The following is a 14403-nucleotide window of genomic DNA, read 5'->3' as shown; positions in this document are numbered from 1 at the left end:
CTGCAAGGAAAAATGAAAGAAATACTGCTTCATTTTGTCTGAAGTCATCCGGTGAAGGCTGTTATTGGAACGTCGGTATCGTTTTTTTAAATATCAAGACCATCAAAACGATTGCTAAAAACAAACTCTATGGATGAAGATTGGTTGAAAAATGATCGCCATTCAAGTAAGAACGCGCAACGAAATGTGAAGATAAGTAAGGGATTAGCAGCTAGGTCAAAGAATGATAGAAATTTATTTCTGATTTGAATGGGGTGTTTTTTTAAAGATGAGCCGTCTTTGGATTTAAGAGGAAATAGATGATTTCTCTAAGCTAAAAATTCTGATTCGAGGACGAAGTAAAAATTTAAGTAAAAGATGACCTTGTAAAAAAGCCCCGAATCCGGGGGCTTGTTTTCTCAGCTTAGTTTTCTCAGCTTATGCTTCGATGGTTTGTACACTAATTTTCTTGGCAGGATCAGTCTTGCGACGTACTGCTGGAACTGGCTCACCGTAGTATTGACGGTCTGCAAAATAACTTGAACGCACCATTGGTGCAGACCAGATATTTTTAAAGCCCAGTTTACGGCCGTGTTCTGCATAACGCTCAAATTCTTCTGGTGTTACAAAGCGGTCAATTGGTGCGTGCTGCTTCGATGGCTGTAAATATTGGCCAATGGTTACATAATCTACATCATGTGCTCTCAGATCATCCAATAATGAAATCACTTCTTCTTCAGTTTCACCAATACCCACCATCAGGCCACACTTGGTTGGAATTTCTGGGCAGTATTCTTTAAACATTTTCAGCAGGTTTAAAGAGTGCTGATAGTCTGAACCTGGACGCATGGCTTTATATAAACGTGGCACGGTTTCAATATTGTGGTTAAACACATCTGGCGGACATTCAGTCATGATGCGCAGCGCAATATCCATACGGCCACGGAAATCCGGAACCAGAATTTCCAGCAGGGTATTCGGACTTAAGGCACGGGCTTCTTTAATACAGTCAACAAAATGCTGTGCACCGCCATCAAGCAGGTCATCACGGTCTACCGAGGTAATGACCGCATATTTCAGGCCTAAGTTGGCAATGGTTTCAGCCATATGACGCGGTTCATCCGGATCAAGTGCATTCGGACGACCATGGGCAACGTCACAGAACGGACAGCGACGGGTACAAATATCACCCATAATCATAAAGGTTGCAGTACCACCACCAAAACATTCTGGCAGGTTCGGACAGGCTGCTTCTTCACAGACGGTATGCAGTTTTTGCTGACGCAGTGTCGATTTGATCCGTTGAACTTCTTCTGGTGCCGCCATCTTGACCCGAATCCAGTCCGGTTTGCGCGGCGTTTCAACCGTAGGCACAACTTTTACAGGAATACGAGCGACCTTTTCTGCGCCACGAAGTTTAACACCCTGTTCTGGTTTACGGTTTTCAGACATATTCAACTTTTCCACTGTTTTGACGGGGGAGATATTCGAAAAATAGCGCCTCCATTATAACGGACTTGGGTGCAAATAGGAAAAAAACGATATTCATTTAAAAAATGTGGCTATCACGCAATATATGCTAGGTAAATACAGAAAATCATGATGTTTTCAGTCATAATATGCATATGAGATATAAACAGAATAGATTAGTTTAAGGAGCGTTGAATGCCACGTAAAAAAGAGGTGGTTGCCGGAACTTTCGTTAAATATGATGCGGTGGTCCTAGGTTCTGGTCCTGCAGGTGAAGGCGCAGCAATGAAACTTGCCAAATCAGGCATGCGTGTTGCTGTGGTGGATATGCGTGAGCAACTCGGCGGTAACTGTACTCACGTGGGCACAATCCCAAGTAAGGCGCTGCGTCAGACGGTATCCAGTATTATCCGTTACCAGCGTGATCCGATGTTCCAGAAAGTGGGCGACTGGAAACAGTTCACCATGAAACAGGTGCTGCGTAATGCACATAAAGTGATTCAGCAGCAGGTCGATACCCACTCGCGCTTCTATGACCGCAATAAAATTGATATCTATCACGGTCGTGCTTATGTGCAGGACAAAAATACCGTGCTGGTATTCAGTCCGGAAGGCATTAAGGAAACCCTGATTTTTAAGCAGCTGGTGATTGCAACCGGTTCACGTCCGTATCGTCCAGAAATTTTAGACTTTAACCATCCACGTGTATTCGATTCAGACAAGATTCTGGATCTGGATTTCTCGATTCAGAAAATCATCATTTATGGTGCCGGTGTCATTGGCTGTGAATATGCCTCGATCTTCATTGGTCTGGACCATAAAGTCGACCTGATTAACACCCAGCATAAATTGCTCAGCTATCTGGATGATGAAATCTCCGATGCCTTGTCCTATCACTTGCGTGAACAGGGTGTGTTAATTCGTCACAATGAACAGATTGATCATTTAGAAACCTTTGATGATCACGTGGTGCTGCATTTGCAAAGCGGCAAGAAAATCAAAGCCGATGCCATCTTGTGGTGTAACGGCCGTTCAGGCAATACCGATGGCCTGGGTCTGGAAAATGTCGGCCTGAAACCAAACAGCCGCGGTCAGCTGACTGTAAATGAGCAATATCAGACTGAAGTAGAAAATATTTTCGCTGCTGGTGACGTGATTGGCTGGCCATCTCTGGCGTCTGCTGCCTATGACCAGGGTCGCTGTGCAGGGGCTAACATGAGTGGCGAAGAAAATGTGGCACCGGTGACTGATATTCCAACCGGTATTTATACCATTCCGGAAATTTCTTCAATTGGTAAGACCGAGCAGGAATTGACCGAAGAGAAAATTCCGTACGAAGTGGGTCAGGCTTCTTTCCGTCATCTGGCACGTGCGCAAATTACCGGTGATACGGTTGGTGAACTGAAAATTCTGTTCCACCGTGAAACTTTAGAAGTATTAGGCGTACATTGCTTCGGGAATAATGCGGCGGAAATTATTCACATTGGTCAGGCGGTAATGAACAGCCCGAACAATACCATCAAGTATTTTGTGGAAACCACATTTAACTATCCAACGATGGCAGAAGCGTATCGTGTGGCGACCTTAAATGGTATGAACCGTCTGTTCTAAGCGGTTGCTCATACTGAAAAACCCGTAAACACAGTTTGCGGGTTTTTTTATGGTTAGATAAAAAGGATAAATATCCTGCAGTCAAAGTCCTGAACATCGGTGCATATTCAGTATCTCTAGTTCAGTTCCTGCTTAAAAAGGTCGGCTTCCGGCAAGGCTGATACGTTTTAACAAACGGCGCTGCTCGGCTGGAAATGGACGGCGGGAATGCAGGGTAGCCTGATTATCCCAGAACACAATATCACCGACTTCCCACTGATGCTCATAGGCAAATTCTGGTTGAAGCAGATGGGCACGTAACTGGGTAATCAGTTCGCTACCAGCCTGATCGTCATAGTTTTCCAGTTCCACTTCGGTATGGGTATTGAGCCACAAAGCTTTACGCCCCGATTCTGGATGGGTGCGCACCAAAGGATGTGGATAGGCATGGCTTAAAACCGGTTGATCTTTAAAGCGATACAGCGGACTGTTGCCATAAACGCCGTCTTGCGACGAGGCTTGGGTTTTCTGCCGGCGAACAAAAGGATTGTAAGTAATTAATTGTAGCTGGTCGATATGTGCCTGAATGTCGGCATCTAGGGCATTATAAGCTTTGATGGTATTAATCCAGCTGGTCTGGCCACCATTTTGTGGCAGTTCAATAGCATAGAGCAAAGAGCCAAAGGAGGGCAGCGGTGTCCATTGATGATCGGCATGCGGGCTTAATTCACCATGACCAGTATAATCGCCTTGTCCTACTGCATTGGAAACAGGCACGATATCGGGTGGTACACCGCTATCATCCTGCGCGGCCAGTACAGGCGTGTCGGCAGCGGGACGGAAAATTGAACCGAAATAGGTGGTAAAGGCCAGATACTGTAAATCATCCAGCTGTTGCTGTTTGAAAATTAAAACTAAATGTTCTGCCAAGGCCTGTTTCAGCCGGAAAATGGTTTCACCCGATTGAGCCTTGCGCGCATCTAATCCATACACCACCGCACCAAGAGTCTGGTCAGTGTGTGGAAGAATCCGGATTTAGCTGCCGTCCTGAAATTGATCGGCCTGATGCCAGCGCGGTGCATCATGAATGGCTTGGGAAAGTGGGGTCAGACTGGTCATGTTTAAATTTTTCTCTCAGTGTTATTGCCTCAAGAAAATTTAGAAAAAACCGCAGGCCAAATAAAATCAGAAGAAATGCTAAACTTATGAAAAGGCTATAAAAATAATTAAATATATGATTTATATTCTTTTAATTAAAACAGCAAACCAAATAACTGAATTTGCTGTTTCGGGATTTGCTGTTGATGCTGCGGGTTTTTAAACATTAATGTGCACAAAACGCCTGATTAAAGTATTCAAACAGCTGCGGGGTTTTCATCCATAACAGCAGCGATAAAATAAAAAAGCTGATAATGCACAGGCCAATCAGAATTTTTAACAGCGACATTGAATTAGTCATGCACCACCGCCTGTTCATTCACAAAGAAATGTACCCAGACGCCAAAAGCACTTAGCGCAATCGAGAACATCCAGATGGCATTATAGTTACCGGTTAAGTCATGGTTCAGGCCACCCAGCCAGCCACCAAGGAACGAACCAACCTGATGGGTGAAGAATACAATCCCACTGAGCATGGTCAGATATTTCACCCCGAACATATTGGCTACAATGCCATTGGTCAGTGGCACGGTCGATAACCATAACAGTCCCATAATGACACCAAAGCCATAAATTGTCCAAGTACTGAGCGGTAACAGTAAAAAGGCGATAATGGCAAGGCCACGCAGACCATACAGCCACATCAGTAAATGCGGTTTGGAATATTGGCCGCCCAACCAGCCAGCCGTATAGGTGCCGATAATATTGAATAAACCGACTAAGGCCAGGAAGATGGTACCAGTGGTGGCATTAAACCCATGATCAATTAAATAACCCGGCAAATGAATACCAATAAACACCACCTGAAAGCCGCAGACAAAAAAGCCCAACGATAAAAACCAGAACGGCTTGTGGTTTTTGGCAATCACCAGAATCTGCTTAAATGTTAACGCCGGTTGCGGTTTGTTGGCCGCTGCATTCGGGGCGGTATACATCGGTGCTTTTAAGGTCCATGCCAAAGGAATCAGCAGGGTCATCAAGATGGCACTAACCACCAGTGCACCTTTCCAGCCTAAATTCTGCAATAACAGCAGTGTGGTCGGCAGCATAATAAACTGACCGAAAGAACCCGCTGCACTGGCAATCCCCATCGCCAGGCTGCGTTTTGAAGGATGGGCTGCACGGCCAACTGCGGACAGTAAAATCGGAAAAGAGGTGGCAGAGAGCGCCAGACCTAAAATTAAACCGGCACTTAAATTCAGCAGCCAGCCGGTCGAGCTGACGGCCATAAGTAATAAGCCGAGTGTATATAGTGCGCCACCGACTGCAACTACAATTTTACTGCCGTATTTGTCTGCAAAAGCACCTGTGATGGGTTGGACTGCACCCCAAATCAGGTTTTGCATGGCAATGGCTAAACTAAAGACATTATGTCCCCAACCAAATTCATGGCTCATAGGCACCAAATACAAACCAAATGCATGCCGAACCCCAAGCGATAATGCCAAAATAATGGCACTTCCAATTAACATATAAATTAGAGGTTTGGAAAATTGAGCATTCGACATAAGGTATCCACGTATGGCTAACAGCTTGTTATGGTAGTCGATTCAGCCGCAGATCGCGATAAAATAAAATTCATCAAATGATAAAATTTTTTTATGGCTGCATCAAAAAAGACAGCCTGAAAGGCTGCCTGATGATGGACTGAAAAATTAAAGTCTAGAAACGGATACCAATACCGGCATAGGCCAAAATCGGATTCACTTCAATATCGGCCTTAGAACGAATAAGTTCGCCATGCGTTGCATCGGTCACGGTAATGGTAGTGTCATTTTGCAGATGTGCATAGGACAGCGAACCAACCGCAAACCATTTTTCATTAAAGTCATAGGTAAAACCAACCGTCGCTACCGGTGCGAACGCATCCGAGGCTTCAAGTTCGACTTTCGGATTGGCATTACTTGGTGTGCCTTCCAGTGATGCACCGGCTTGCCCCTGTTTGATATTGGCAATCATATGACCGGCGGCAATCAGATCCTGTTCGGTACGCGGGTTAATTTCCAGTTCGTTAAAGTAGGCATACATTAAACCTAGGCCGACATAAGGACGGAATTTATTTACACCGGTTTTACCGAAGTGATACTGAAACTCAAATGCAGGTGTCCAGGCACGTGCCGAGGCAGCAGGACCATGCGCTTCTAGATCGGTAATTAATAGATCATTTTTCATTGAGATTGCCGGTAAGTCGATACCGCCCGGTATTTGTTCAATTAAATCGATACTCGGGGTGGCAACGGCAGAGAAGGGTGCATAAATTTTACCTTTACCCTGTAAATCGACTTTCGGTGGAATTCCGGCTTTAACTTCAAAAGAGACATTATCGGTAAAGAAGTAGTTGGTCATAATCCCGAGGGTAGTCACATCATCGGCTTCCAGGCCGGTACCCGGGTTATTCCAGCTTTCCAGACCATGAATCTCCGCTGTACCACTCATGGCTGCAGGCAATGTCTCGATGTTAAGCTGATCTAAGAGATTAACAAAGCTTGATGAGAGATTTGGGTCCATATTGGGGTCGATATTACTTTTAACTGCATCAATTGAAATATCACCCACTCTTGCAGTTTCACCTTCTTTTACCGCGGTATTAACCTGAAAGGGTTGTGCCTTGCCTTGTGGCATGACATGCAATGCCCCGACTGAAACAGAAAAACGTTTAAAACCATCACCATCTTGCAGGCTAAAATACGGTGAGGCATAAGAAACAGCAGGTAAGGCCAACAGCGTGCTGGCAAATAATAAGGTCTTCTTCATATAAGGGACTCCATGTCCAATTTGTTGCTCGTTTTTATAAGGGCCATTATTTAATAGTTAGATAAAGCAAGACTGTTGTTTTTGAAGAAGATTGTTTTATTACATTTGTAACATTCTTGAAATAACTTTGCTGCTCTGTGACTTATTTATGACTTGTGTAGCTAGAAATGGTAATACGGTTTTTAGGGATGAAACCTGAATATTGATATAAGTATTTGATTTATTTATTTTAAGTTGAAGTTTTAGGCGATAAAAAAGGCCACATTAATGTGACCTTTCTGACAATTTTTTTAGTTTTTACGCCAATGACAGCTTAAGACTGGAAACGTGACAGGTCTTCTTCAGGACGTGCAGTCAGGACTTCCAGACCGTCTTTAGTCACTAAAATAGTGTGTTCATATTGCGCTGAAAGTTTGTGATCTTTGGTCACCACGGTCCATTTATCGCCAAGTAATTTGGTTTGCCAAACACCCGCGTTTACCATTGGTTCAATGGTAAAGGTCATGCCTTCTTCTAAAATCATGCCGGTATCTGGCTGGCCATAATGCAGCACTTGCGGTTCATCATGGAAGGTTGTTCCAATGCCGTGACCGCAATATTCGCGCACCACACTAAAGCGCTCAGATTCGACATATTTCTGAATGGCATGGCCAATATCACCAATGGTCGCGCCCGGTTTTACAACTTCCATACCGCGGTACATAGCTTCCTGTGCTACTTTGCATAGACGGTTGGCAAGAATAGAAGTTTCACCGCCCACCACGTACATCATGTTGGTATCGCCGTGGTAACCATCTTTAATGACCGTGACATCAATATTCAGGATATCGCCTTTTTTTAATGTCTTGTTTTCAGATGGAATACCGTGACACACCACGTGGTTTACCGAAGTACAGATGGTATGCTGGAAGGCTGGACGACCTGGGGCTGCACCATAGCCCAGGCAGGCTGGAATGGCATTTTGTACATTGACAATATAATCGTGACAAATCGTATCAAGCTCAAGTGTGGTTACACCCGGTTTGATATGTGGCTTGATCATATCCAAAACTTCCGCTGCCAGTCGTCCCGCTACCCGCATTTTCTCAATTTCATCTGCGGTTTTAATTAATCGACGAGGCGCTTGATAAGTACTGTTCATGATCTCTAAAAACTTTTGGAAATTTATATGTGACTATGGTATAAATAGCCGCCCATTTTATCAAATGCTTTTTCGTGAATAAATTTCGCGGGCATTGTGCGATGGGGCAACAAAATCCGCACATATATCGTCACATTACTCTGGGTGCCCTTTGGGGTGGAGAATGCGGATATATGGAGGCCTAACCCAAACTTTAAGGTAAAGAAAATGGCAGATTACAACGTAAGCATGCGCGACCTTCTACAAGCTGGCGCGCACTTTGGTCACCAAACTCGTTTCTGGAACCCAAAAATGCGTCAATACATCTTTGGCGCGCGCAACAAAATTCACATCATCAACCTTGAGCACACTGTTCCTGCGTTAAATGATGCTTTGAACTTCGCTAACCAATTAGCAAGCAAAAAGAACAAAGTTTTGTTCGTTGGTACTAAACGTGCTGCTTCTAACATCATCCGTGAACAAGCTCAACGCGCTGGTCAACCATATGTAGATCACCGTTGGTTAGGTGGTATGTTGACGAACTGGAAAACACTTCGCCAATCTATCAACCGTTTAAAAGATCTTCAAACTCAATCTACTGACGGTACTTTCGCTAAGCTGACTAAACGTGAAGCTTTAGAGCGTAGCCGTGAGATGGAAAAACTTGAACGTGCTTTAGGCGGCGTTAAAAACATGGGTGGTTTACCTGACGCATTATTCGTAATTGACGTTGACCACGAAGCAATCGCGATCAAAGAAGCGAAAAACCTAGGTATTCCTGTAATCGGTATCGTTGATACAAACTCTAACCCAGACAACGTAGACTACGTTATTCCGGGTAACGACGATGCGATCCGTGCAGTAACACTTTACGCTTCTGCTATGGCTGATGCGATCATTGCTGGTAAAGAGTACGCTCAAACCCAAGCAAATGCTCAAGCGAAAGGCGAAGAAGCTCCAGCTTCTGAGGCTTAATGCGTTTTTGACGCAAGCTTGTCATTTTTGCGACATGTGATGGTGGCAAAGTAAGCGTCATGTATGCAGGCGGCCCATGAGTATCCTCTGGGCCGTTTCTGTTCTAAAAAGAATTCATTTTCTACCGAATTAGGAGATTCACATGACTGCTATTACTGCAAGCATGGTTAAAGAATTGCGTGACCGTACTGGTTTAGCAATGATGGAATGTAAAAAAGCTTTGACAGAAGCGGGTGGTGACATCGAATTAGCGATTGACAACCTTCGTAAATCTGGTCAAGCAAAAGCTGCTAAAAAAGCAGGTAACATTGCTGCTGACGGTGCGATCACAATCGCTCAAGAAGGTAACAAAGCAATCCTTCTAGAAGTAAACTGCCAAACTGACTTCGTTGCTAAAGACGAAAACTTTGCTGGCTTCTCTGCGAAAGTTGCTGCTGCTGCACTTGCTGCTGGCGAAACTGACGCTGCAAAAATTGCTGAACTGAAACTTGAAGATGGCCAAACTGTTGAAGAAGCGCGTATTGCTCTTGTTCAAAAAATTGGTGAAAACATCCAGGTTCGTCGTGCGCAAATCATTGAAGGTGAAAACCTTGCAGTTTACAAACACGGTCTGAAAATCGGTGTTGTTGTTGCTTACACAGGTGAAGCTGAAACTGGTAAAGGTATTGCAATGCACGTTGCTGCGTTCAACCCGGTTGCAGTAACTGCTGAACAGGTTCCTGCTGAGCTGATCGCGAAAGAGAAAGAAATTGCTGAAGCAAAAGCAATCGAATCTGGTAAGCCAGCGAACATCGTTGAAAAAATGGTAACTGGTTCGGTTGAAAAATACCTGAACGAAGTTGTTCTTGAGCGTCAAATGTACGTAATCGACAACGAGAAGAAAGTTGCTGATGCATTGAAAGCTGCTAACACAACTGTTGCTCAATTCGTTCGCTTCGAAGTAGGTGAAGGTATTGAGAAGAAAGCAGAAATGAGCTTCGCAGAAGAAGTTGCTGCTGCTCAAGCTGCTGCAAAATAATTTATTTTGCGAAAAAGCCCCGTTTCGGGGCTTTTTTTATGACCAAGACAACAACAGGAAGAACAATGTCGAAGAAAACTAATATGGGCATTGGCGCAGTAATTGCGCTGCTGGTTGCGGCTTATTTAGGTATCGACCTACAACCGCAAAACTCCGGTTCAAATACCTTCACTCAACAGCAGTCTGAAACCACACTTCAAGCTCCCGTTCAGGATGATACCGCCAAAATTGCCCAAGCCTTTCAGCAACGAAAAAATGATGTACAGGTACAAGCTACTGGTACAGTAGTGGCTCTGTTAAGTGATGACAATGAAGGTTCGCGCCATCAGCGTTTTATTCTGGAACTTGGCAATGGGCAAACCTTGCTGGTTGCCCACAATATTGATTTGGCTCCACGCATCGACCGTCTGCAAAAAGGCGATACTGTCGAGTTCTTTGGTGAATATGAATATACCGACAAAGGTGGCGTGATTCACTGGACCCATCATGATCTGCAAAAACGCCATGTTGATGGCTGGTTAAAGCATCAGGGAAGCATCTATCAATAAGCCCTCCAGCACTGGAGCAAAATGCTTCCTGATGTGTAAGCATCTTTAGGTTTGGAAATCCAGATGCGTGGTGTGCTGGCGAGATTTCCAGGATGGTAAAATCTTGCCTAAATAGGCATCCATACACCAGAGCGGTCCAATCAGCAGGAATTGCAGATCTTTAAAGAACGATGGTTTTTTGCCTTCGACCTTGTGGCCATAGAACTGTCCAATCCAGGCAAAAACAAACAGCGCAATATAAAAACCAACACCAACCGGTAAAATCCAGATTAACCAGGCCATCACCAGAGTCAGTGCTGCCATGGCCACGGCCAGTACCAGATCCAGGCGTGCATAAAAAATAAAGGCCAGCACCAGTAACAGGGCAGTAAGCAGGGCGCTGAAATGCGCAATGATGCCAATAATGGAAAAATAGATGGTCGGTACACAGACCCAGTGAATCAGTTTATTGGTCTTGTTTTGATGACTTTCGCTATATTCATCCAGCCATTCTGAAATTGTTTTCATGCAGCACTCCTTTTGCATTATTTTTCTGAGTTTTCAAGAATGTTCTCACTATAAACGAGAAACAGAAAACGGTCAAAATTGGTCGGCAAAAATACCTGAAAATCTCAAAATGAGGGAAATAGGGAAATTCCTGTATAAAGGAATAGGGCTAAATGCGCATAGGATGCGTTTAAAGCGCAGAAAAAAATAAAAAGCTACCTAAGGATTCAAAAAGGATGAAAAGCACGCTAAGCGTGGAAATGAATGCAAATCTGTATTTTTAGAACAGATCATTCACTTTGATGACCAGATCAGCGTATTTAAAATCCAAAAAATGGATAGTGAAGTAAGCGTCTTTCCCTGAATTTGGGCATTAAAAAAGCCACCTGAGGTGGCTTTTGGGTCATATGGTGCAGGAGCTTAAACGGGTATTAGGAGTTTGGACCATCTACACGTTCAATGCTGACTTTGGCTACGCCGGCATTGGTAATGCCTAAACGTTTCGCAGCACCGTAAGATAAGTCAACTACACGGTTACCATGGAATGGACCACGGTCATTAACCTTAACGATTACGCTTTTGCCATTGTTCTTGTTGGTCACACGGATATAGCAGTTCAGTGGCAGGCTGCGGTGTGCTGCAGTCATGGCATTCATGTCGAATGTTTCGCCGCTGGCAGTTTTACGACCGTGGAACTGACGACCATACCAGGAAGCCATACCAGTCTGGCTGAACTTACGAACAGTATTCGATGCTACGGTGTTTAACTTTTCAATGACAGAAGGCTCTTCTTCTGGGATTTCAATTTTTGCAGCGATGGTTTCGCGGCGGATTTTATCGCCAGAACGTTCTGTAATTGAAAGGCTATTTAAATTAGAGAAGTGAGTATTAAAGCTTTGTGCTTCTTTGTTCAGCACACGGGCAGCCAGGCTAGAACTTTCATTGTCGTTATTGAACGATGATGACTGTACCATTTCGGCTTGCGACTGACTTAAGGTAAATACCGTCGACAGCGCCAGTAAATATTTAATTGAAGAATGCATATGTTTAAAACTCCTGCAGCTTGATGCCGTGAATCAACCCTAAGTGGTTGATATAGCAGACATCATGCCTGTTATTTCACTTTTGCAACCATATTTGACGAAATGGATAATATTCATCGTTTACTAAAGGTGTCTAGTCTTTACACGGAAATAACGACAAAAAATACCAAACTTTTACCTCTTTTGGTTAAAAAATAACCAATATTGTAACAAAGTGTGTGAAAAGTCGTTTTTGTGCGCAAAATCTCGTAAAAAAATCTTGACTTTGTAACTTTTGAGTAAAAATAAGTTCTTATCGACTGACAATTTCAGTACCCAATAACCAGAGTGCAGTGGCATACATACGGCTGCGGTTATAGGTGGTAATCACCTGAAAGTTTGGATAGGTGATGTAATAAATTGGACCATAATTTTCTTGTAATTGAATGACATTGACCAGATCGAGGTCATCAATTTTCACAATCGGATTCAGCGGACTGATGCCCTGATTTTTCAGCACACCATACGGGGTAGGCAAGGTTAGATCTTTGGCAATCACTGCATCTGGAGTTGAGCCGCTATAACGGGCAGGGAATGCAATCGGCTGATTACGCTGCCAGCCATGCTGGGCCAAATAGTTGGCAATCGAGCCAATCGCATCTACTGCTGAATTTCTTAAATCAATATGTCCGTTGCCATCATAATCGACGCCAAATTTAGGAATATTGCTTGGCATAAACTGCGGATAGCCAATTGCACCGGCATAGGAACCGACCACAGAATGGGTGGCAACGCCATCTTTATAGCTCCAGGCAATTAGTGCAGACAGTTCGCTCTGGAAATATTCGGCCCGGCGTGGATAGCCAAAACCTAAAGTGGCCAGCGCATCCCGGGTAATAAAAGAGCCTTTATTGGAACCAAAACCGGTTTCAACGCCTAAAATCCCCAGAATAATCGCTTGCGGCACGCCAAACTGCTGTTCGGCACGATTCAGGGTATCGGCATATTGCTGTTTGAAACGCACACCACGTTGAATGGTGCTTTCAGCCAGAAAATTGGTTTTATAGGCATACCACGGTTTGCTTTCACCGGGACGATTCATGATGTTGATAATATTCGGCAGATTTTTGGCACCGCTCATGGCGCGATCAATTTGCTCGGAACTGAGCCCATACTGCTGCATGGTTTTTTGCTTAAAGTTTGGATAGTCCGGATGGCTGAGGAAGTCATTGGCCTGAACAACACTGGATAAGGAAAGAGCACCAACAAGTAAAGAAAGACGCTGTAATTTTTTATAGAAATAACGATTCAACATATTGGTTCAATTTCCCAATGTATTATCAATTTAGTGACAAAAAGCAGATGGTGTTTAAAAATTAAAACAGGTTGAGCAAAAGTGTCGATTTAAAAAGACAGTTCACACAGGCAATTAAGATAACATTCATTCTGGCGCTACAGGCAAGCGCATATACAAAAAGTGACAAAGCCTGTCTAAAAAATGCGCGCTGTTTGTAACAAAGTTCAACCGGGGCTTCATCATCCCTTCTTTATAGAGAAATGTTGCGGGAAAAGTGACATAAAAAACCTGACCGGAGTCAGGTTTATTGAAGGTGTTTCTACTTATGCATGAAACAGGGTGTCGTGATATTCCGCCAGCGCGACCAGTTCATCTTTGGTCAGATTTGGAATAATTTTATCCACCGCAATATGTACAGCTTTAATAACCGCAGCTGAGCCAATATCAGCTGCTTTACGTTTGATCATGCCCAAATCGAGGGTTTTATTAAAGTCATTCATAAAATGACGCACAGTAGCTTCAGCAAACTGTTTATACAACTCGGCCAAAGCAGACTTGTTAATGTCTTTGCCGGCTTTAATTTCGGCATAGGTGTTTTTTAGATTGGTCACCAAGCTGGCATCTAAACTTTCACCGACACGCGTGTTGCCGTCTGCATCTTTAAACAGGCTGCGTTCAGAAAATTCAATTGATTGCTTGACCACATCGTTCGGGGCTTTACTCAACAATTGCTTGAGTAACACCGCTACGGTGGATTTGACATAACCAGCCAGTTTTTCCGCAGTATCGCGTTTGTCACTTGGCGGGAAACGGCGGACAAGCTCGGTTAAAATGGCATCAATGATTTCATCATTAATCATTAATGCTGTTTTATCACGTAATGGATACAGCGGTTCGCTTGAATTTTTTTTCTGCTGCGCAGTTTGAATGGTATTTAAAAGTTCCTCGGAAGGAATAAAACCAAAAAATGGCATCTGTTAACCTCA

At 43.8% G+C, this 14403-nt stretch carries 13 protein-coding genes and 1 pseudogene; 4 read left to right on the top strand and 10 right to left on the bottom strand.

All coding sequences use genetic code 11. The features are described from left to right. Positions 1-417: 417 nt before the first annotated feature. Complete coding sequence (gene lipA / locus F905_RS07330) at positions 418-1431, bottom strand: lipoyl synthase (protein WP_005179140.1); 1014 nt, start codon at positions 1429-1431, stop codon at positions 418-420. A 213-nt stretch (positions 1432-1644) separates the two neighbouring features. On the opposite strand from lipA, the gene sthA reads away from it, so the two are divergent. Continuing rightward, positions 1645-3060 carry a Si-specific NAD(P)(+) transhydrogenase gene (sthA, locus tag F905_RS07325; protein WP_005179136.1) on the top strand — a complete coding sequence of 472 codons (1416 nt, stop codon included), beginning with the start codon at positions 1645-1647 and terminating at the stop codon, positions 3058-3060. 132 nt (positions 3061-3192) lie between these two features. Here sthA and F905_RS07320 read toward each other — a convergent pair. From F905_RS07320 to map, 5 genes and pseudogenes are all read right to left on the bottom strand, one after another. After that, positions 3193-4158, bottom strand: a pseudogene (locus tag F905_RS07320) (TauD/TfdA dioxygenase family protein). 205 nt (positions 4159-4363) lie between these two features. Beyond that, positions 4364-4498 (bottom strand): hypothetical protein, encoded by a 135-nt coding sequence (locus F905_RS15710; RefSeq protein WP_005179131.1) that lies wholly within the window; start codon positions 4496-4498, stop codon positions 4364-4366. After that, complete coding sequence (locus tag F905_RS07310) at positions 4491-5705, bottom strand: MFS transporter (RefSeq protein ID WP_005179128.1); 1215 nt, start codon at positions 5703-5705, stop codon at positions 4491-4493. Before F905_RS07310 ends, F905_RS15710 begins: the two co-directional genes overlap by 8 nt. A gap of 154 nt (positions 5706-5859) precedes the next feature. Then, complete coding sequence (locus F905_RS07305; RefSeq protein WP_005179125.1) at positions 5860-6951, bottom strand: OmpW/AlkL family protein; 1092 nt, start codon at positions 6949-6951, stop codon at positions 5860-5862. Positions 6952-7264: 313 nt separating this feature from the next. Then, positions 7265-8092, bottom strand: coding sequence for a type I methionyl aminopeptidase (gene map / locus F905_RS07300; protein WP_005179123.1), 828 nt, complete (start codon positions 8090-8092; stop codon positions 7265-7267). Between the two features lie 207 nt (positions 8093-8299). Between map and rpsB the strand changes: the two genes are divergently transcribed. From rpsB to F905_RS07285, 3 genes are all read left to right on the top strand, one after another. Beyond that, positions 8300-9046 carry a 30S ribosomal protein S2 gene (rpsB, locus tag F905_RS07295; RefSeq protein ID WP_005179120.1) on the top strand — a complete coding sequence of 249 codons (747 nt, stop codon included), beginning with the start codon at positions 8300-8302 and terminating at the stop codon, positions 9044-9046. A 142-nt stretch (positions 9047-9188) separates the two neighbouring features. Next, positions 9189-10064, top strand: coding sequence for a translation elongation factor Ts (gene tsf / locus F905_RS07290; RefSeq protein WP_005179118.1), 876 nt, complete (start codon positions 9189-9191; stop codon positions 10062-10064). A 65-nt stretch (positions 10065-10129) separates the two neighbouring features. Next, positions 10130-10612, top strand: coding sequence for a DUF3465 domain-containing protein (locus F905_RS07285; protein WP_005179115.1), 483 nt, complete (start codon positions 10130-10132; stop codon positions 10610-10612). A gap of 45 nt (positions 10613-10657) precedes the next feature. On the opposite strand, the gene F905_RS07280 is transcribed toward F905_RS07285, so the two are convergent. The 4 genes from F905_RS07280 to F905_RS07265 form a co-directional block, all read right to left on the bottom strand. Beyond that, positions 10658-11119, bottom strand: a complete 462-nt coding sequence (locus F905_RS07280) for an Mpo1 family 2-hydroxy fatty acid dioxygenase (protein ID WP_005179114.1) — start codon at positions 11117-11119, stop codon at positions 10658-10660. Between the two features lie 410 nt (positions 11120-11529). Continuing rightward, complete coding sequence (locus tag F905_RS07275) at positions 11530-12141, bottom strand: septal ring lytic transglycosylase RlpA family protein (protein WP_005179113.1); 612 nt, start codon at positions 12139-12141, stop codon at positions 11530-11532. 292 nt (positions 12142-12433) lie between these two features. Beyond that, positions 12434-13435, bottom strand: a complete 1002-nt coding sequence (gene mltB, locus F905_RS07270) for a lytic murein transglycosylase B (protein WP_005179112.1) — start codon at positions 13433-13435, stop codon at positions 12434-12436. Positions 13436-13740: 305 nt separating this feature from the next. After that, positions 13741-14391 carry a hypothetical protein gene (locus tag F905_RS07265; protein WP_005179111.1) on the bottom strand — a complete coding sequence of 217 codons (651 nt, stop codon included), beginning with the start codon at positions 14389-14391 and terminating at the stop codon, positions 13741-13743. Between the last annotated feature and the right edge of the window lie 12 nt (positions 14392-14403).

It is taken from the genome of Acinetobacter sp. CIP 53.82, from assembly GCF_000369465.1.
Lineage (GTDB): Bacteria > Pseudomonadota > Gammaproteobacteria > Pseudomonadales > Moraxellaceae > Acinetobacter > Acinetobacter indicus.
This window is presented reverse-complemented; position numbering and strand designations above follow the sequence as displayed.